This is a genomic window from Pseudomonas sp. NLJ1 (assembly GCF_049486705.1).
Taxonomy (GTDB): domain Bacteria; phylum Pseudomonadota; class Gammaproteobacteria; order Pseudomonadales; family Pseudomonadaceae; genus Aquipseudomonas; species Aquipseudomonas inefficax.
Genome location: NZ_CP137735.1, coordinates 4,175,156 through 4,194,068 on the forward strand (window position 1 = coordinate 4,175,156; position 18,913 = coordinate 4,194,068).

Annotated in this window: 20 protein-coding genes; 8 read left to right on the plus strand and 12 right to left on the minus strand. The window is 63.4% G+C overall.

The annotated features are described in order from the left end of the window. Positions 1-40 precede the first annotated feature (40 nt). The 7 genes from R9B85_RS18960 to minC form a co-directional block, all read right to left on the minus strand. A complete protein-coding gene (locus tag R9B85_RS18960) occupies positions 41-2,170 on the minus strand; it encodes a mechanosensitive ion channel family protein (RefSeq protein ID WP_112249340.1) in 2,130 nt (709 codons plus the stop codon). Positions 2,171-2,214: 44 nt separating this feature from the next. Beyond that, positions 2,215-2,382, minus strand: coding sequence for a hypothetical protein (locus R9B85_RS18965; protein ID WP_166674223.1), 168 nt, complete (start codon positions 2,380-2,382; stop codon positions 2,215-2,217). Positions 2,383-2,576: 194 nt separating this feature from the next. Then, positions 2,577-3,866 carry a M18 family aminopeptidase gene (locus tag R9B85_RS18970; RefSeq protein ID WP_423770441.1) on the minus strand — a complete coding sequence of 430 codons (1,290 nt, stop codon included), beginning with the start codon at positions 3,864-3,866 and terminating at the stop codon, positions 2,577-2,579. A 169-nt stretch (positions 3,867-4,035) separates the two neighbouring features. Next, positions 4,036-4,671 (minus strand): RluA family pseudouridine synthase, encoded by a 636-nt coding sequence (locus tag R9B85_RS18975; protein ID WP_112249338.1) that lies wholly within the window; start codon positions 4,669-4,671, stop codon positions 4,036-4,038. A 156-nt stretch (positions 4,672-4,827) separates the two neighbouring features. Then, the gene (gene minE / locus R9B85_RS18980; RefSeq protein WP_003252572.1) at positions 4,828-5,082 is read right to left on the minus strand and encodes a cell division topological specificity factor MinE; all 255 of its coding nucleotides are present in this window, start codon (positions 5,080-5,082) and stop codon (positions 4,828-4,830) included. 3 nt (positions 5,083-5,085) lie between these two features. Further along, positions 5,086-5,898: a septum site-determining protein MinD gene (minD, locus tag R9B85_RS18985; RefSeq protein ID WP_133970635.1), complete on the minus strand. Its 813-nt coding sequence runs from the start codon at positions 5,896-5,898 to the stop codon at positions 5,086-5,088. Between the two features lie 99 nt (positions 5,899-5,997). Further along, positions 5,998-6,756: a septum site-determining protein MinC gene (gene minC / locus R9B85_RS18990; protein WP_112249336.1), complete on the minus strand. Its 759-nt coding sequence runs from the start codon at positions 6,754-6,756 to the stop codon at positions 5,998-6,000. A gap of 111 nt (positions 6,757-6,867) precedes the next feature. Between minC and R9B85_RS18995 the strand changes: the two genes are divergently transcribed. Continuing rightward, on the plus strand, positions 6,868-7,803 hold the full coding sequence (locus R9B85_RS18995) for a lipid A biosynthesis lauroyl acyltransferase (RefSeq protein WP_112249335.1): 936 nt from the start codon (positions 6,868-6,870) through the stop codon (positions 7,801-7,803). A gap of 149 nt (positions 7,804-7,952) precedes the next feature. Then, positions 7,953-9,101: a patatin-like phospholipase family protein gene (locus tag R9B85_RS19000; RefSeq protein WP_112249334.1), complete on the plus strand. Its 1,149-nt coding sequence runs from the start codon at positions 7,953-7,955 to the stop codon at positions 9,099-9,101. Positions 9,102-9,216: 115 nt separating this feature from the next. Here the strand turns inward: R9B85_RS19000 and R9B85_RS19005 are convergent, their stop codons facing one another. Together R9B85_RS19005 and R9B85_RS19010 are read right to left on the minus strand one after the other, a co-directional pair. Beyond that, positions 9,217-10,041, minus strand: a complete 825-nt coding sequence (locus R9B85_RS19005; protein WP_112249333.1) for an MlaA family lipoprotein — start codon at positions 10,039-10,041, stop codon at positions 9,217-9,219. Next, on the minus strand, positions 10,034-11,332 hold the full coding sequence (locus R9B85_RS19010; protein ID WP_112249332.1) for a serine/threonine protein kinase: 1,299 nt from the start codon (positions 11,330-11,332) through the stop codon (positions 10,034-10,036). The genes R9B85_RS19005 and R9B85_RS19010 overlap by 8 nt, the downstream gene beginning before the upstream one ends. A gap of 190 nt (positions 11,333-11,522) precedes the next feature. Between R9B85_RS19010 and R9B85_RS19015 the strand changes: the two genes are divergently transcribed. After that, entirely contained in the window at positions 11,523-11,900 is a 378-nt protein-coding gene (locus tag R9B85_RS19015) for a hypothetical protein (protein WP_423770442.1), read from the plus strand. A 121-nt stretch (positions 11,901-12,021) separates the two neighbouring features. On the opposite strand, the gene R9B85_RS19020 is transcribed toward R9B85_RS19015, so the two are convergent. Next, on the minus strand, positions 12,022-13,590 hold the full coding sequence (locus R9B85_RS19020) for a beta (1-6) glucans synthase (protein WP_423770443.1): 1,569 nt from the start codon (positions 13,588-13,590) through the stop codon (positions 12,022-12,024). Between the two features lie 197 nt (positions 13,591-13,787). On the opposite strand from R9B85_RS19020, the gene R9B85_RS19025 reads away from it, so the two are divergent. From R9B85_RS19025 to R9B85_RS19035, 3 genes are all read left to right on the plus strand, one after another. Next, positions 13,788-14,648, plus strand: coding sequence for a glycine betaine ABC transporter substrate-binding protein (locus tag R9B85_RS19025; RefSeq protein ID WP_112249330.1), 861 nt, complete (start codon positions 13,788-13,790; stop codon positions 14,646-14,648). Between the two features lie 244 nt (positions 14,649-14,892). Further along, entirely contained in the window at positions 14,893-15,204 is a 312-nt protein-coding gene (locus tag R9B85_RS19030; protein ID WP_003260090.1) for a DUF485 domain-containing protein, read from the plus strand. Continuing rightward, a complete protein-coding gene (locus R9B85_RS19035) occupies positions 15,201-16,865 on the plus strand; it encodes a cation acetate symporter (RefSeq protein WP_252379019.1) in 1,665 nt (554 codons plus the stop codon). The genes R9B85_RS19030 and R9B85_RS19035 overlap by 4 nt, the downstream gene beginning before the upstream one ends. A gap of 55 nt (positions 16,866-16,920) precedes the next feature. On the opposite strand, the gene R9B85_RS19040 is transcribed toward R9B85_RS19035, so the two are convergent. Then, a complete protein-coding gene (locus R9B85_RS19040; protein WP_003252624.1) occupies positions 16,921-17,073 on the minus strand; it encodes a DUF3309 family protein in 153 nt (50 codons plus the stop codon). Positions 17,074-17,388: 315 nt separating this feature from the next. Here R9B85_RS19040 and R9B85_RS19045 point away from each other — a divergent pair, with 315 nt between their 5' ends. Both R9B85_RS19045 and csrA read left to right on the plus strand, forming a co-directional pair. Next, complete coding sequence (locus tag R9B85_RS19045) at positions 17,389-18,198, plus strand: SDR family oxidoreductase (RefSeq protein ID WP_423770444.1); 810 nt, start codon at positions 17,389-17,391, stop codon at positions 18,196-18,198. A 120-nt stretch (positions 18,199-18,318) separates the two neighbouring features. Further along, the gene (gene csrA, locus R9B85_RS19050) at positions 18,319-18,507 is read left to right on the plus strand and encodes a carbon storage regulator CsrA (RefSeq protein ID WP_085589970.1); all 189 of its coding nucleotides are present in this window, start codon (positions 18,319-18,321) and stop codon (positions 18,505-18,507) included. Positions 18,508-18,621: 114 nt separating this feature from the next. Here the strand turns inward: csrA and R9B85_RS19055 are convergent, their stop codons facing one another. Then, positions 18,622-18,849, minus strand: coding sequence for a YheU family protein (locus tag R9B85_RS19055; protein WP_004575803.1), 228 nt, complete (start codon positions 18,847-18,849; stop codon positions 18,622-18,624). Between the last annotated feature and the right edge of the window lie 64 nt (positions 18,850-18,913).

The following is an 18,913-nucleotide window of genomic DNA, read 5'->3' on the forward strand; positions in this document are numbered from 1 at the left end:
GCACAGTACTTGTGGGAGCGGGTTCACCCGCGAAGAGGCCCTAACTGGAGGAACCGGCAGTCACTACCTGCACTGACAACCTTGGCGTCGCCAAATCCAGCCCCGCCTCGTCCAGCTGCCGCTTCAACGCCAGGTTGAACGCCCGCGAAACCTCCCACTGCTTGATCGGCGCAGTCTTGAACCGCGCCCGCAGGATCGCCGACCCCGACTCGAAGCTCTCCACCCCCTGCAGCTCCAGCGGCGACCAGATGTTGCGGCGCATCAGCGGGTCATTGCGCAGCTTCTGCCCCACTTCGCGAATCAGCGTGATTGCCTGGTCGATGTTCATGCTGTGCGGGATCGCCACGCGGAAGATCGCGTAGCCGAACTCGCGCGAGTAGTTCTTGATGCTCTTGATCTCGCTGAACGGGATGGTATGCACGATCCCGTCGATGTCGCGCAGGCGCACGGTACGGATGGTCAGCCCCTCCACCGTGCCCAGGTGCCCACCCACATCCACGTAGTCGTCTATTGCCAGCGAGTCCTCGATGATGATGAACAACCCGGTGATCAGGTCAGCCACCAGCGACTGCGCACCAAAGCCGATGGCCAGGCCGATCACACCGGCACCGGCCAGCAGCGGGGTGACGTTCATGCCCATGTTGGCCAGGGCGACGATTACCGCAATGATGAAAATGACCACGAACATCACGTTGCGGATCAACGGCATCATGGTTTGCGCGCGGGCGTTGGCCAGGCCCCGGCGCGAACGCACCAAGGCGTGGTGCACGGCGGTGTCGGCAAGGATCCACACCAGCCAGGCGACGATCAGCGTGCCGGCCAGGCCCAGCAGGCGCACGCTTATGTCGTGGCCGTCGCCTTCGGCGAAGCTGATCATCGACAGGCCCCACACGCGCAGCCCCAGCTCGATGAACACCAGCCAGATGAACAGGTGCACCAGCAGGTAGCCGAAGTTGCGCAGGCGCTCGGCGTACACCGCCTGGCGCTTGTTGGCGCGCTTGGGGTTGGCAGCGTGGCGGCGTACCAGGCCGTTGAGCACCATGCACACCACCACCAGCACCGTGCACATCAGTGACTGGCGCAAGGCAGTGCTGGTGTCACCGGCCGAGATGAACGTAGCGAACAGCGAAATCGCCACCAGGATCAGTGCCGGCACGAACCAGAAGCTGCCGAGGATTTCGATGGTGTCGCTGAGCGTGCGCCGGGTCAGGCGCCGTGACAGTGGCTGGTTGCGGATCAGGTGGGCGATCGGGCGGCGGAAACGCAGGATGAACAGCCCCGTGCACAGCGCCGCAATCACGTTGGCCAAGGTGGCCAGCGCGTGGGCCAGGTGGGTGCCGAGGGCGACCGTCAGGCGCGGGTCGCTCATCGCTTCGCCAAACGCGGCGAAGCTGCCGATCAGCCACAGCGGGCGAAATGCCTGGTGGCGCAGGATGTGCAGGGCGCGGTGGCGATGGGGGCCGTCGAGCAGCGAGAAGGCGATCACGCAGATGGCCGAGAAGCAGGTGCCGACCACCAGTGCGTAGGCCAGCACCATGGCCAGCGACTTGCCCAGCGACGGCGGCAGCACGAAGCTCAGGTACACGGTGAACACCAGCGCAACCAGCCATGGGCCCAGCTTGCGCAGGGCAAAGCGCACCAGGTCCCAGGTGCGCGGGTGCTGCGGCAGTTCCTCGCTCAGGCCAAAACGCAGGCGTACCCGGTGCCCGACCCAGTTGAAGGCATAGGCCAGCACGCTCCACACGGCGATGACGGCGGCAAAGCCGAACAGGATGGCCGGCCACTGGTGCACCGGCACCACCAGCTCGGTCAGCTCGACCTGGGCCTGTTCGATTTCCGCGGCCCAGCGACGGAACGGGCTGGCATCGCCGCTGAACTGCTTTTCGAAGTCATGCAGGGCGCCGCCGATCAGGCCGAGCACGCCCTGCTCGACGGTGGGCTGCGATTGCCTGGTGGCGTCGCGCAGCTTTTTCAGGTCGGCCAGCAGCTTGGCCCGCTGCTGGTCGTTTTCCAGGTTCCTGATCACCTCGTCCAGCGACTTGCCCAGCGGTTCGCTGGCCTCTGGCTGCGCGGGCGTGCTGCCACCAAGCAGGCCAGGCAGGCCCGCAGCCTGTAGCGGGGTGACAAACAGGAACAGCAGCAGGAACAGGCAACGCAGAAGGGCAGGCACTGGCAAAACTACCTCAGGTCAAACGATTGGCCGAGTGTAGAGGTTCACGACGGCAGTTGCTCCAGGATTTTCCAGCAGGTGAGGCCGAAGATACCCAGGGTGCCGACCCACATCATCAGCACACCGATGTTGCGCTCGCGCAGGCTGAAGCCGATGGTCAGCAGCATGAGGAACAGGAACACCGGCACGAACAGGGAAAGGAACGGGGACATGGACAGCAATCCTTTTGCAGTAGGGCCATGTAACAAGCATAGCGGGTAGCAGGCGAAGCGGGATTGACCTTGGGCAGGTCTGGCCTCTTCGCGGGTAAACCCGCTCCCACAGGCATGGCACAACTGCTGAAAGTTGTGCGGTCGCTGTGGGAGCGGGTTTACCCGCGAAGAGGCCGAGCCTGCCTACATCAACATCAAGGCAACTCGCGGCAACGGTAGAAGGCGCTCAGCACCTTCACCAGGTGCGCCAGGTCATGGCTGCCGCACAGTTCGCGAATCGAATGCATGGCAAAGGTCGGCAAGCCGATATCCACCGTACGCACGCCCAGGTGGCTGGCAGCAATCGGCCCGATGGTCGAGCCACAGCCCATGTCGCTGCGTACCACGAAGCTCTGCACCGGCACTTCCTCGGCCATGCACAGGTGGCGGAAGAACCCGGCGGTTTCGCTGTTGGTAGCGTAGCGCTGGTTGTTGTTCACCTTGATGACCGGCCCGGCGTTGAGCTTGGGCCCGTGGTTGCCGTCATGCTTGTCGGCGTAGTTGGGGTGCACGCCGTGGGCGTTGTCGGCCGACACCATCAGCGAGCGCTGGATGGTACGCACGTAGGCGTCGCCATCCGGCAGCAGGCGCTGCAGGGTCTGCTCCAGCATCGGGCCGTCGGCGCCGCAGGCCGAGCAGCTGCCCACTTCTTCGTGGTCATTGCACACCAACACACAGGTTTCATCGCTGTCGGCGGCCAGCAGGGCCTGCAGGCCGGCATAGCACGACAACAGGTTGTCCAGGCGCGCACCGGCGATGAAGTCGCCGTTCAGGCCCACCAGCGCGGCGTCTTGGGTGTCGTAGAAGCTCAGCTCGTAATCCAGCACCACATCGGCGATCAGCTCGTGCTCGCGGGCCAGTTGCTCGGTGAGCAGGGCGCGGAAGTCGATGCGCTCGTCACCCGCCACTTGGGCAAGGATTGGCGGCAGCTCGTTCTGCGGGTTGATCGCCCAGCCTTCGTTGGCGGTGCGGTTGAGATGGATTGCCAGGTTGGGGATGACTGCGATTGGCAGCTTGAAGTCGATCAGCTGGCTCTCGACCTTGCCGTCACGGCGGTAGGTGACCCGGCCGGCCAGCGACAGGTCGCGGTCGAACCATGGCGCCAGCAGGGCGCCGCCATACACTTCGACGCCCAGCTGCAGGAAGCCCTGGCGCTGCAGCTCGGGCTGCGGCTTGACCCGCAGGCACGGGCTGTCGGTGTGGGCGCCGACCATGCGGATGCCATTCAGCAACGGTGCCTGCTTGCCCAGCTTGATGGCGATGATCGACGAGTCGTTACGGGTGACGTAGTAGCGGCCGCCAGGCACTGTGGCCCAGCTGTCGCGCTCGTCCAGGCGTTGGTAGCCGGCAGCTTCCAGGCGCTGGGCCAGGCTGGCGGTGGCGTGGAAGGGCGTGGGGGAGGCCTTGAGGAAATCGACAAGGCTAGAATTCAGTGCGTCGCGCATGGCTCACTCCAGACAGCAGTGGCGCGAGTTTAGCGTATTGGGTCAGTAAATTGTGTCTGCCTCTTTGCGGCTAAAGCCGCTCCCACAGGGACCGCACCGCTCTTGAGGGCTGTGCAGTCCCTGTGGGAGCGGCTTTAGCCGCGAAGAGGCCAGTACAGGCAATACGAATTCAGAAAGGCGCAGGGCACTCGAACTTCAACCGCTCCCCGGTTACCGGGTGGGTAAAGCTCAGCATCGAGGCATGCAGGCACAGCCGCTCATGGGCCGCCAGCGCCTCGGGATTGGCATACAACCGGTCGCCCAGCAGCGGGTGCCCGATCGACAGCATGTGCACGCGCAACTGATGCGAACGCCCGGTAATCGGTGTCAGCTCTACCCGGCAGTAATCACCGCAGCGCTCGACGATGCGCCAGAAGGTCAGCGCATGCTTGCCCTGCTCGTGGTCCACCACATGCCGTGGCTTGGTCGGCGGGTCGTAGCGCAGCGGCAGGTCGATGCTGCCGCTGTCCAGCGCCGGCTGGCCCCAGCACAGCGCGGTGTAGGCCTTTTCGGTTTCGCGGTCGTGGAACTGGCGCGACAGCTCACGGTGGCTGTCGGCGTCCCGGGCCAGCAGGATGATGCCGGAAGTTTCCCAGTCCAGGCGGTGCACGATCAACGCGTCGGGGTAGCCGTTTTCCTGCAGGCGGGTGATCAGGCAGTCCTTGTTGTCCTCGGCGCGGCCGGGTACCGACAGCAGCAGGGTCGGTTTGTTGATCACCAGGATGGCGGCGTCTTCGTGCAGGATCTGGATGTTGGACAGCGGCATTGCAGTATCTCTGTGATATCGGGGAAACCATTGGGGCCGCTTTGCGGCCCATCGCCGGCAAGCCAGCTCCCACAGGTACAGCGCGGACCCTGTGGGAGCTGGCTTGCCGGCGATGGGCTGCAAAGCAGCCCCAATGATCCAGGCCAGGTCGCGAAATCAGCGATCCGGCAAGGTGATGTTCAGTTCCAGAATCGAGCAGCTACCCTGGTTTTCCAGCTCGATATGCACGTCATCGTTGCCGATGTTCACATACTTGCGGATCACTTCCAGCAGTTCTTTCTGCAGCGCTGGCAGGTAGTCCGGTTCGCTGCGTTGGCCGCGCTCGTGCGCCACGATGATCTGTAGACGCTCTTTCGCTACCGACGCGCTGGTCTGTTTCTGTCTGCCACGAAAGAAGTCAAAAAGGTTCATGGTTTACTTGCCTCCAAACAGGCGCGCGAAGAATCCTTGCTTCGGCACTTCGATGAACCGCAGGGGCTTTTCTTTGCCCAGCAGACGGTCGACGGTATCGCTATAGGCCTGGCCGGCATCGCTCTGGTCGTCGAGGATCACCGGGATACCCTGGTTGGAAGCCTTGAGCACTGCCTGGCTCTCGGGGATCACACCCTTGAGCTTGATCGCCAGGATCTCTTCGACGTCGGCGATGCTCAGCATTTCGCCCTTTTCCACGCGCTCCGGGTGGTAGCGGGTGATCAGCAGGTGTTCCTTGATCGGCTCTTCGCCGTTCTCGGAGCGGCGCGACTTGCTCGACAGGATGCCCAGCATGCGGTCGGAGTCGCGTACCGAGGAAACCTCGGGGTTGGTCACCACGACGGCTTCGTCGGCGAAGTACATCGCCAGGTGCGCGCCTTTCTCGATACCGGCCGGCGAGTCGCAGATGACGTAATCGAAGGTTTCCTTCAACTCCATCAGCACCTTTTCCACGCCCTCCTGGGTCAGCGCGTCCTTGTCACGGGTCTGGCTGGCGGCCAGCACGAACAGGTTCTCGAGGCGCTTGTCCTTGATCAGGGCCTGTTGCAGGTTGGCCTCGCCGTTGACCACGTTGACGAAGTCGTACACCACGCGGCGTTCGCAGCCCATGATCAGGTCGAGGTTACGCAGGCCCACGTCGAAGTCGACGATGACGGTCTTGTGGCCGCGCAGTGCGAGGCCGGTACCAATGGCGGCGCTGGTGGTGGTCTTGCCCACACCCCCCTTGCCGGAAGTAACCACGATAATCTTGGCCAAGGTGTTTCACCCCTAAAATAATCGGGACACAAGTCCCTGCAAAAATACAAATAAATGGCAACGATAAAAAGTTGCACTAAAAATGCTGGCAAGTATCCGTTAAAGACGGGTGATGTTCAACACGTCGCCAGACAGGCTGATTTGCACGCCGGTGCCCCACAGCGGGTCGCGGCGCAAGTCTTCGCAGACCTTGTACTGGCCGGCGATGGAGACCATTTCGGCGGTCATCTGCTGGCAGAAGATACGCGCCTTGGTATTGCCTTTGATGCCGGCCAGGGCACGGCCGCGCATGGCGCCGTACACATGGATGTTGCCATCGGCCAGAAGTTCCGCCCCCGGGCTGACCGAACTGGTCACCACCAGGTCGCCACCCTGGGCGTAGATCTGCTGGCCGCCCCGTACTGGCGCAGTGATGATGCGGGTCGGGCGCACCTCGGGCTCGAGGATTGGCGGCGGGACGGGGGCCGGCTCGGGCTTCTTCACTTCGGGTTCAGGCTCCAGCGGCCGTTCGCGGGCTCCTGATGGCGGCAGCACCGGCAGGTCGATGGCGATGGCAGCGGCGATGTCCTCGATGCGGTTGGCACGGATGGCCAGGGTACGCAGGCCGTGGTGGCGGCAGATGCGCATCAAGCCGGGCAGGTCGATTGCCCCCTCGTCGGCCGGCAGCTTGTCCAGCGCCAGCACCAGCGGCGTGTTGCTGAAGAAGTTCGGTGCCTGGGCGACTTTGGCCGCCAGTTGGCGGTCGAGGGCTTCAAGGTCATTGCGCGCCAGTTCCAGCACTGTAATGGCGAGCATGCTGCCCTTGAGCTGGAACACGGAGGCGGTGTCGGGTGTGTGGTTTGGGCTCATGGTCTGCATAGACGGCTTGTTGCGAAAAAAGTGCCCTGACTTATAACGATAAGACCGGTTGCCCGCAACATGCGCTGATCCGTTGTAGAATGCGCGGCCTTTGTCTTTCCGGAAGCTTCAATGGAACGCCCGCGTTTTCGTCCCTATTTCCTTCACCCACGTTTCTGGGGCCTGTGGCTGGGCCTGGGCCTGCTGTGGCTGGTGGTCCAGTTGCCGTACCGGGTCCTGTTGAAAGTCGGTGCCGCGCTGGGAGCGGTGATGTACCGCTTTGCCGGTGAGCGGCGGCGCATTGCCGCGCGCAACCTGGAGCTGTGCTTCCCGGAGCTGTCGATCGACGAACGGCAGCGCCTGCTCAAGGCCAATTTTGCCTCTACCGGTATCGCCTTCTTCGAAATGGCCATGAGCTGGTGGTGGCCCAAGGCCCGGCTGGCGCGTCTGGCCCATGTCGAGGGGCTGGAGCACCTGCAGGCCGCTCAGCAGGCGGGGCAGGGGGCCATCCTGATGGCCGTGCATTTCACCACCCTGGAAATCGGCGCCGCATTGCTGGGCCAGCAACACACCATCGACGGCATGTACCGCGAACACGGCAACCCGCTGTTCGACTTCATCCAGCGCAGCGGCCGCGAGCGGCATAACCTCGACTCGCTGGCGGTGGAGCGCGAGGACGTGCGCGGCATGCTCAAGCTGCTGCGTTCGGGCCGGGCGATCTGGTACGCACCCGACCAGGACTATGGCGCCAAGCAGAGCCTGTTTGTGCCGCTGTTCGGCATCCCGGCGGCGACGGTGACTGCCACCACCAAGTTTGCCCGGTTGGGCAAGGCGCAGGTGATTCCGTTCACCCAGAAGCGCCTGGAGGATGGCAGCGGCTATCGGCTGGTGATCCACCCGCCGCTGGCGGACTTCCCCGGGGAGAGCGAAGAGGCTGACTGCCTGCGCATCAACCAGTGGGTGGAAAGCGTGTTGCGCGAATGCCCCGAGCAGTACCTGTGGGCGCATCGCCGGTTCAAGTCGCGGCCCGAAGGGGCGCCGCGGCTGTATGAGAAGAAAAAGCGCTGAGCCGTGCTTTGCCTGTGCCGGCCTATTCGCGGGTGAACCCGCTCCCACAGGTATTGCATAGCCTTCAAGGCCTGTGGAGAACTTGTGGGAGCGGGTTCACCCGCGAATAGGTCGGCACTGACAGCACACCAACCCCAGGAAGGACTCCTATGGCCCCACCCCCGGTAACCGGTCTTATCCTTTCTGGCGGCGGCGCCCGCGCTGCCTACCAGGTCGGCGTGCTGGCCGGCATTGCCGAGCTGCTGCCGCCTGGCGCACACAACCCCTTCCCGGTCATCGTCGGCACCTCCGCCGGCGCCATCAACGCCGTCACCCTGGCCAGCGGCGCCACCCATTTCAGCGACGCCGTACAGCGGCTCACCGCCTTCTGGCAGAACTTTCGCAGCCATCTGGTGATCCGCAGCGACTGGCCCGGGGTGGTCCGCCAGGCCAGCCGCTTCGTCGCCCACAACCTGCTGGGCGTGGGTGGCCCGGCGCCAGTGGCGCTGCTGGACAGCAGCCCATTGCGCGGCTTGCTGCAGGCGCACTTGAACCTGGACGGTATCGCCCACTCCCTGGCTGCCGAACAACTGCGCGCCGTTGCGGTAACCGCCTTTGGCTACGAGTCCGGCCAGGCGGTGACCTTCTACCAGGGCCGCGACACCATCGAAGCCTGGTTGCGCCACCGCCGCATCGGCATGCCCACGCCGTTGACCATCGACCACCTGCTGGCCAGCGCAGCCATCCCGTTGCTGTTCGCCCCGGTGCGGCTGGGCGACGAATATTTCGGTGATGGCGCGGTACGCCAATCGGCGCCGATCAGCCCGGCCCTGCACCTGGGCGCCAGCCGGGTACTGGTAGTCGGGGTCAGCGGCAACCCGCAGCGGCCGGCGCCACCATTGCCGACCCAGCGGGTGTTCAGCGGGCAGCAGCCGAGTCTGGCGCAGATCGGGGGGCACATGCTCAACAGTACGTTCATTGACAGCCTGGAAGACGACATCGAGCTGCTTCAGCGCCTCAACCACTTGAGCCATCTGTTGCCGGCGCACCTGGACGCCCGGCGCCTGGGCCTGGCGCCAATCGATGTGCTGGTGGTAGCGCCCAGCCAGCCGCTGGACGAGATTGCCGCGCGGCACCGGCGCGAGTTGCCGGCGGCGTTGCGCATGTTCCTGCGCGGGCCGGGGGCGACGCGTACCAGCGGGGCGGGGGTGTTGAGCTATTTGCTGTTCGAGGCCAGTTATTGCAGCGAGCTGATCGAACTGGGGCGAAAGGATGCCTTGGCCAAGAAGCGCGAGCTTTGCCAGTTCCTGGGGATTTGATGTTGCCTGTGCCGGCCTCTTCGCGGGTAAACCCGCTCCCACAGGGATCGCACGATACCTGTGGGTGGTGCAGTCCCTGTGGGAGCGGGTTTACCCGCGAAGAGGCCTGGCCTGCTTACTCGGCTATCTGCAGTTTGCGCGCCTGGGTATACACATACCGCACCTTCTCGTACTCGAACGGCGAGTTGAGCTGGCCATATCGGAATTTGGTGCTGTAGCGCTTGTCCACCACGCGCAGCACGGAGATTTCCGGGTGGTCGCTGCTGGCTTCGGCCACGTTCAGGTAGTTGATCGCCTGTTCGCCCGCATAGTCCACCACCAGCCCGGTGGCATCGCGCAGGTTCGACGGCCCCAGTACCGGCAGCATCAGGTACGGCCCGTCCGGTACGCCGTAGAAGCCCAAGGTCTGGCCAAAGTCTTCGCTTTGCCGCGGCAGGCCCATCTTGGTCGCCGGGTCCCACAGCCCACCCACGCCGATGATGGTGTTGAACATCAGCCGTGCGGTGATCTCTGCCGAGCGCTTGGCCTTCAACTGCAACACGCTGTTGAACAGGTTTGGCACGTCGCCCAGGTTGTTGAAGAAGTTGGTCACCCCGGTGCGCACGAAGCGTGGGGTGACGTACTGGTAGCCGCTTACCATCGGCAGCAGCACCCATTGGTCCAGGCGGTAGTTGAAGTGGTAGACGCGCCGGTTGAGCGATTCCAGCGGGTCGTACACATTCAGTGCTTGCAGGGTGGAGCGCTCGAACTCGCGCTGGTCCAGCCCCGGGTTGAATTTCAGCTCGCGCAGCGGGTCGACGAAACCATCGGCCTCGGGCGTCAACGGTGCTTCGGTGACTTGCGGGTCGGCCTCGACCACGCTGGCCCGAGGGGCGGTTTCGGCGGCCATGGCCTGGCCGGCGGCGAACAGGGCAGTGGCAAAGAGGAGTTTGTTAACCACGGAAGAACTCCAGCATGGCGTCACTGTTGACGCGGTAGTTGAGGTTGCCGCAATGGCCGCCATGGGGATAAAGGGTCAGGCGGTCCCCGAACACCTTGCGCAGGAAGCCGATGTCACCAGGGCCGAGGATGACGTCGTCGGCGTTGTGCATCACGGCGATCTTGTCGCTGCTGCTCAGGTAGTCTTCCAGCGCATACAGGCTTACCTGGTTGACCAGTTGCAGGATGCTGTTGCCGTCGGTGCGGGCGCGCCACATGGGGATGACCTGCTCGGTCATGTAGCAGTCGAAGTCGCACTGCAGGGCGCGCTTGAAGAACGGCGTGAGGCTGCTGCCTTCGGTGATCGGGAACTTCGGCGGAATGATCAGGCCGCGCCGGTTGATCAGGTCGGAGGTGAAGGCAATGTCGGCCGCCGAGAAGCGGAACGAGGTGCCGATCAGCATGGCCATCTGCTCGTTGGACAGGTGCTGGCGCGACTGCTGGAAGTCGTACAGCAGGGCTTCATTGAGGTCGATGTAGCCTTTTTCCTGGAAGTAGCGGGTCAGCTTGGTCAGCATCAGCTCGTAGAAGGTGGTGCTGCGGTCGATGCCCTTGACCTGGGTTTGCACCAGCTTGTCCAGGTTGTTGATCGAGGTGTACAGGTTGACCGGCGGGTTCAGCAGCAGCACGCGCTTGAAATTGAAGCTGCGGCGGGTTTCGTCCAGGTGGCTGACGAAGGCAGCGTCGAGTGCGCCCAGGCTGTAGCCGGTGAGGTAGAACTCGCTGATCGGCAGGCGTGGGTGCTGGGCGCGCACGGCCTGCATCACCCGGTACATGTCTTCGGCATCCTCCTGGCTGACGCCTGGGGTGGCGAAGCGCGAGGCGGCGCTCATGAAGTCATAGCTGGTGGGCGAGGACAGCTGCACTACGTGGAAGCCGGCCTGGTAGAACAGCTTTTTCAGGTATTCGTTGATGCTGCTGGTGTAGGGCGCACCGGTGCCGGCGATGATGAAGATCAGCGGCGCCTCGTGGTCCTGGCGGGCCAGGCGGTACTTGAGCTTCTTCACTGCCCAGAAATTGTCGGGCAGGGTGAACTCACGGTCCGGGCGCAGGTTGAGGCTGTAGTCGGACTGGCTGATTTCGTCGTCGCCGGGCAGGGTGGGGCGCTGGTCCGGCGGCGTGGTGGCGATGGTTGCCTCGAACGGGTTGGTCAAGGGGTAGCCATAGCTCGCGGCGTCGATATCCCGCGCCGAAGCGGCCACAGCCATGAGCAGGCCGCCGAGCAAGGCAGCGAGGCGCAAAGATCGAAGCATGTAATCCCCCAAAAGAACGCAAGGTCGAGCAGTGTGCAGGCTAGGACCACAACGGGCCGGGCAAAGTTGCCAGCTGCGGTGGTCTTTGGTGTGCTTGTTATCTGCAACATAGCTGCAGGAATGTGATTTTGCCTTACAACTGGGCATCGGCGATCATGGATGCTTTCGATTACCGCTATTGGAGAACTGGATGTCTCGTTCGCTGCCGGCTGCGCTGCTTGTGCTGTTTGTGGGGCTTTGGCTTGCTGCCAGTTATGGCGTGCGCTACGGGCTGATGGAGGACGGGCAGTGGGTGGGGCTGTGCACGGCCCCGGCGGCGTACTGGCAATGCGAGGTGCGGTCGTTGCTGGGGTTGGGCATTCATCACCAGGTGATGGCCTGGGGCGGGCTGGGGCTGGCGCTTCTGGCGCAGGTGGTTGCCGGCCGCGGAGGCTGGTGGCTGGCGGTGGTGGCGTTGGTCTTCGCGGTGCCGGCGCTGGTGCTGTATACCGCCAGCATTGCCGTGTTCGCGCTGGTGCTGGCGGGGCTGCGGTTGGTGCGGGACGCTGGTGCTACGCGGACTTTGTAGGAGCGGCCTTGTGTCGCGATGGGCCGCAGAGCGGCCCCGGCAATCTATGCCATTGCGCTAATCCTGGGGCCGCTTTGCGGCCCATCGCGACACAAGGCCGCTCCTACAGGGATGTGTATTTTCAGGCCGTGCGAGCAAGGCGCAAGCTCCGCCACAAGGCCGCGGTCATCAGCACACTCACCCCGGCCCACCCCCAGGCCTGTTGGTTCTCCAACCCCTCAACAAACAATTGCGGCGCCACCCCGGCACCGACGATGAACGCCAGCAACGCCACCTCCGCCCGCCGCGCCCGCACCGGCCACAGTGCAAACACCAGCGCCGGCAACGCCAACGCTGCGCTCGGGAAGCTGCGATAGCGTGGGTCGAACACCATCGCCAGCATGCTCACCGCTGCGGCAAAACCCGCCGCCAGCAACAGCCAGCCGGCCCGCGCCCGCAGCCAGGCGTACAGGCGCTCGCGCCAGCCCGTGCGCCGCGCCAGGGCCAGCACGGCATGGGCCAGCACCAGCAGGTTCAGCCCGGCCAGCAACACCGCCCACAGCCACTCCCCGGCAAAGCGCGCATGGGTACGCATCAGCTCGCCCCAAAGCCCCAGGCAGCCTGCCCCAAACGCCGCCAACAACGGCAGCAGCATGGCAGCCGTCGGGGTGGCGGGGCGCCCGGCAAGCATCAGCATCAATACCATCAGCACGGCACTGGCCAGCAACCACTGCGGCCAGTAGGGCAGGTTGCTCACCGGCCCTTCGAGCACGCCCTTGTCCTGCCGGTCGGCATCGTACAGCCCCCAGTAACCACCGACCGCCCCCTCATTGGCGCGTTTCCATGGCTGGTCGAACGCCTCGATCAGGTTGTAGTGCCAGCCGTTGCTTTCGGCCATGGCCACGAACCCGCGAATGAAGCGCGCCTCGTTGACCCGGCTGGGCTGCGCGGTCTCGCGCTGGCGGCCTTCGCTGGGCCAGCCGGTTTCGCCGATCAGGATGTCCTTGGGCGCGAAGCGCGTGCCAAACACCCGGCGCACATCGGCGACATGGGCCAAGGCTTCGTCGATGCCACGCGGGTCGTCTTCCCAGTAAGGCAGCAGGTGGATAGTCAGAAAGTCCACCGCCGGCGCCACCTGCGGGTGTTGCAACCAGAACTCCCACACATCGGCGTAGGTCACCGGCACCTTGACCTGGCTTTTCACCCGGGCGATCAGCGTGGCCAGGTGTGCGCCGGTCACCTCCTTGCGCAGCAGCGTCTCGTTGCCGACGATCACCGCACTGACCACATCGGGGTTGGCGTTGGCGGCGGCGATCAGCAGCTCGATTTCTTTTTCTGTGTCGGCCGGGTGGGCGTTGACCCAGGCTCCCAGCATCACCTTCAGGCCATGCTTGCGCGCCAGTGCCGGGATTGCCTCAAGACCGGTCTGGGAATAGGTACGGATGCACTGGAAACGCTCAGCCAGCAACGCCAGGTCGGCATCCATGCGGGCCGGGCGCAGGCGGAACGGCTGGTCATAGGGCGACTGGTCCTTGTCGAACGGGGTGTACGAAGCGCATTGCAGCTTGTGCGTCGGGCTGGCCGCGTCCGGTAGTTGCACCGGCTTGCCAAGCCCGTACCAGAGCCCTCCGAGCCCGAGCAGGGCGAGCAGGCAGGCAAGCAGGTACAACGGCAGCAGCAGGCGGGTAGAACTGGGCATCGGGCGGTCCATCGTCAGGCGCAAAAGGGTAGATAGTAGCCCGGCGCCAAACCTTTGGCATGCAAGGATCGCGCAGGTCGCCGCAGGCCGATGGCGCTAATGGCATAGTGCTGTCGCATATGGCGCGCATACAGGTCGCAGCTGGAGCAGGTCGACTATTGTTGCAGGACGATGATGCAAATTCCGAGACCTGACGAGGGGATGCTTTGATGGCTGCTAATACAAGAATGCGACGTTTCCTGGGTGTGGGCACTGCCATGGTACTGGCCATGGGGGCGGCACAGGCGATGGCCAAAGAAGTAAGCATTGGTTACGTGGATGGTTGGGCTGACAGCGTGGCTACCACCAACGTGGCCGCCGAAGTGATCAAGCAGAAGCTCGGCTACGACGTGAAGTTGCAGGCCGTGGCCACCGGGATCATGTGGCAGGGCGTGGCAACCGGCAAGCTGGATGCCATGTTGTCGGCCTGGTTGCCGGTGACCCATGGCGAGTACTGGGCCAAGAACAAGGACAACGTGGTCGACTACGGCCCGAACTTCAAGGACGCCAAGATTGGCCTGATCGTCCCCGAGTACGTCAAGGCGGTGAGCATCGCCGACCTCAAGACCGACGACACCTTCAAGCAGAAGATTGTCGGCATCGATGCCGGCTCCGGGGTGATGCTGAAAACCGAGCAGGCCATCAAGGACTACGACCTGACCGGTTACAAGCTGCAGGCCAGCTCCGGTGCGGCGATGACGGCGGAACTGGGCCGAGCCTATAACAAGCAGCAGTCGATTGCGGTGACCGGCTGGGTACCGCACTGGATGTTCGCCAAGTGGAAACTGAAGTTCCTCGAAGACCCGAAAGGCGTATATGGCGCAGCGGAAACCGTGAACAGCATCGGCAGCAAGGAACTGGCGACCAAGGCCCCGGAAGTGGCGGAGTTCCTGAAGAAGTTCAACTGGCAGTCGAAGGACGAAATTGGCGAAGTGATGCTGGCTATCCAGGAAGGCGCCAAGCCTGAAGCGGCGGCCAAGGACTGGGTGGCCAAGCACCCTGATCGCGTGAAGGAGTGGACCGGCAAGTAACAACCCGTCAGGGCCAGTTTTGCTGCTTCGCGGGTGAACCCGCTCCCACAGGGATTTGCGCAGTCTTCGGGCTTGCGCAAATCCCCTGTGGGAGCGGGTTCACCCGCGAAAGGGCCATAACTTTGTTACGCAACTGGTAAAACACCGTTGCATCTAAGACTAAGGTCGTCTGGTTGGCGTTCCATAGCCGCATAAAGTAAGGGTCGTGGGTTCCACCCCTATCTGTGCTGCTAGGACAAAAACAATGAACGACAGCATTTACCTCTCGATACAAAACAGCCCCCGCTTCAAGGAGCTGGTTACCAAACGCGAACGGTTCGCCTGGATTCTATCGGCGATCATGCTCGGCCTGTATTGCGCCTTCATCCTTCTGATCGCCTACGGTCCTCAGATACTGGGCACCAAGCTCAGCCCTGAGTCATCGATTACCTGGGGCATTCCCCTGGGCGTCGGCCTGATCGTCTCGGCATTCGTCCTGACCGCCATCTACGTACGCCGCGCCAACGGCGAATTCGATGAGCTGAACAAGGCCATCCTGAAGGAGGCGCAACAATGATTCGCCACGCCAAAACCTTGGCCGTACTGGCCTGCGGAGTTTTCGCACCCGCCGTGTGGGCCGCCGATGCCCTGACCGGCGAGGTGCAGAAGCAACCGCTGAACGTCTCTGCGATCGCCATGTTCGTGGCCTTCGTCGCCTTCACCCTTGGCATCACCTACTGGGCCTCCAAGCGCAACAAGTCGGCGTCTGACTACTACGCCGCCGGTGGCAAGATCACCGGCTTCCAGAACGGCCTGGCGATTGCCGGCGACTATATGTCGGCGGCCTCGTTCCTGGGTATTTCCGCACTGGTGTTCACCTCCGGCTACGACGGCCTGATCTACTCGATCGGCTTCCTGGTCGGCTGGCCGATCATCCTCTTCCTGATCGCCGAACGCCTGCGCAACCTGGGCAAGTACACCTTCGCCGACGTGGCCTCGTACCGCCTCGGGCAGAAGGAGATTCGCACCCTGTCGGCCTCCGGTTCGCTGGTGGTTGTGGCCTTCTACCTGATCGCGCAGATGGTCGGTGCCGGCAAGCTGATCGAGCTGCTGTTCGGCCTGGACTACCACGTGGCGGTGATCCTGGTGGGTATCCTGATGTGCCTGTACGTGCTGTTCGGCGGCATGCTGGCCACTACCTGGGTACAGATCATCAAGGCCGTGCTGCTGCTGTCCGGTGCCAGCTTCATGGCGCTGATGGTGATGAAGCACGTGGGCTTCGACTTCAACACCCTGTTCTCCGAAGCGATCAAGGTGCACGCCAAGGGCGAGGCGATCATGAGCCCGGGCGGCCTGGTCAAGGACCCGATCTCGGCGTTCTCGCTGGGCCTGGCGCTGATGTTTGGTACCGCCGGCCTGCCGCACATCCTGATGCGCTTCTTCACCGTCAGTGACGCCAAGGAAGCGCGCAAGAGCGTGCTGTACGCCACCGGCTTCATTGGCTACTTCTACATCCTCACCTTCATCATCGGCTTTGGCGCCATCCTGCTGGTCAGCACCAACCCGGACTTCAAGGACGCCGCTGGTGCCTTGCTGGGTGGTAACAACATGGCAGCGGTGCACCTGGCCAACGCCGTGGGTGGCAGCGTGTTCCTCGGCTTCATCTCGGCTGTTGCCTTCGCCACCATCCTGGCAGTGGTCGCCGGCCTGACCCTGGCCGGTGCTTCGGCAGTGTCCCACGACCTGTATGCCAGCGTATGGCGCAAGGGCAAGGCCAACGACAAGGACGAGATCCGCGTATCGAAGATCACCACCGTCGCCCTGGGCGTACTGGCGATCGGCCTGGGCATCCTGTTCGAGAAGCAGAACATCGCCTTCATGGTCGGCCTGGCGTTCTCCATTGCGGCCAGCTGCAACTTCCCGGTACTGCTGCTCTCGATGTACTGGAAGAAGCTGACCACCCGTGGCGCCATGATCGGCGGCTGGTTGGGCCTGGTGAGCGCGGTGACGCTGATGGTTCTCGGCCCTACCATCTGGGTGCAGATCCTCGGCCACGAGAAGCCGATCTACCCGTACGAGTATCCGGCACTGTTCTCCATGGCCATTGCCTTCGTCAGCATCTGGTTCTTCTCGGTCACCGACAAGTCCAAGGCTGCCGAAGACGAACGTGCGCTGTTCTTCCCGCAGTTCGTGCGTTCGCAGACTGGCCTGGGTGCTTCGGGTGCTGTTTCGCACTGATCCTTCAGGCAATAAAAAAACCGCGCTTCGGCGCGGTTTTTTTGTGTTTTTGCCGCTAGATCATGCCTAGTAGCAACAACACCAGCAGAATTACCAGCACCACGCCGATGATGCCGGACGGGCCATAGCCCCAGCTGCGCGAGTGCGGGAAGACCGGTAAGCCACCAATCAGCAGAAGGATCAGGATGATGATGAGAATCGTGGTCATGACGGAGTCCTTGCGTGGTTGAGGGTCAAGGGCCTCGGACTGCTGGCCTCTTGTAAATAAGGACTGCCGGAGTTTGTGAAAGATTCCATTTGTGTAGCGCCCGTGCCGGCCTCTTCGCGGGTAAACCCGCTCCCACAAGAACAGCGCAACCTTCAGGCCTGTGGTGATCTTGTGGGAGCGGGTTTACCCGCGAAGAGGCTGGCACAGCCCAACCACGCAGTCATGCCCGTCCATTCACTACCCTGATGAACCCTGCCAGCCCCCCAAGCCTTGATTAGACTCGCTGCACAACCCATCAGAACAAGGCCAGCCACCATGCAAAACCGCATCATGATCACCGGCGCCGGGTCCGGCCTCGGTCGCGAGATCGCCCTGCGCTGGGCACGTGAGGGTTGGCGCCTGGCGCTGGCCGATGTCAACGAAGCCGGCCTGCGCGAAACCCTGGAGCTGGCCCGCGCAGCCGGTGGCGAGGGCTTTGTCCAGCGTTGCGACGTGCGCGACTACAGCCAGCTCACCGCCCTGGCGCAGGCCTGCACCGAGCAGTTCGGTGGCATCGACGTGATCGTCAACAATGCTGGCGTCGCCTCGGGCGGCTTCTTTGCCGAGCTGTCGCTTGAAGACTGGGACTGGCAGATCGCGGTCAACCTGATGGGCGTGGTCAAGAGCTGCAAGGCCTTCCTGCCGCTGCTGGAGCGCAGCAAGGGGCGAATCATCAACATCGCCTCGATGGCCGCGCTGATGCAGGGCCCGGGCATGAGCAACTACAACGTGGCCAAGGCCGGCGTGCTGGCCCTGTCGGAAAGCCTGCTGGTCGAGCTACGCCAACTGGAGGTGGCGGTGCACGTGGTGTGCCCGTCGTTCTTCCAGACCAACCTGCTGGACTCTTTCCGTGGGCCGAACCCGGCGATGAAAGCCCAGGTTGGCAAACTGCTTGAAGGCTCGCCAATCAATGCGGCGGACATCGCCGAGCACATCCACCACCAGGTCGCGGCTGGCGAGTTCCTGATCCTGCCCCATGAGGCTGGGCGCCAGGCCTGGCAACTGAAGCGTCAGGCCCCTGAGCGGCTGTATGACGAAATGGCCGAAATGGCGGTAAAAATGCGGGCCAAGGCCCAGTCGCGATGATTCGTCTGTAAGTAAAGTTACCTGGAAATGTAGGGTCTTTCTGAATCGCGGCAGAACTATTGAGTAGCCGTATGCCATCAGGGCAGGCTCCGGTTTTCCCTCACGCTGGAGGATTGGAGCATGCTGGTAATAGGGCGCGAAGTAGGAGAGATCATCGTGATTGGCGATGACATTCGGATCATGGTCGTGGAGACGCGGGACGGGGTGGTGCGCTTTGGCGTGGATGCACCACGGCAGGTGCCGGTGCATCGGGCCGAGGTGTACAAGCGCATCAAGGAGGGGCAGAAAGATAAAGCCCGTGGAATCTGATGTTGCCTGTGCCGGCCTCTTCGCGGGCTCGCCCGCTCCCACAGGGGCCGCGCAAGGATCAGGCCTGCGGTATTCCTGTGGGAGCCCGGCTTGCCGGCGATGAGGCCAGACCTGCTATTCGAGCAACTCCCGGGGCACGTCATGCTTGGCCAGCAACTGGCACTGCTGGCTTTCGAGATCGAACAGGATGAACGCCTGGCCCTTGGCCAGTGCCTGGCGCACCCGCAGCACACGGGTTTCCAGCGGGGTGTCGTCGCCGTTGTCGGTACCGTCGCGGGTGACGAAGTCCTCGATCAGGCGGGTCAGGGTTTCGGCTTGCAGTTGGTCGTAGGGGATCAGCATGGTGGGCGTTGCCTAGGGTGTCGGTGGGGGCATGCTACGCGAAACATTCGGGATTTTGGGGCCG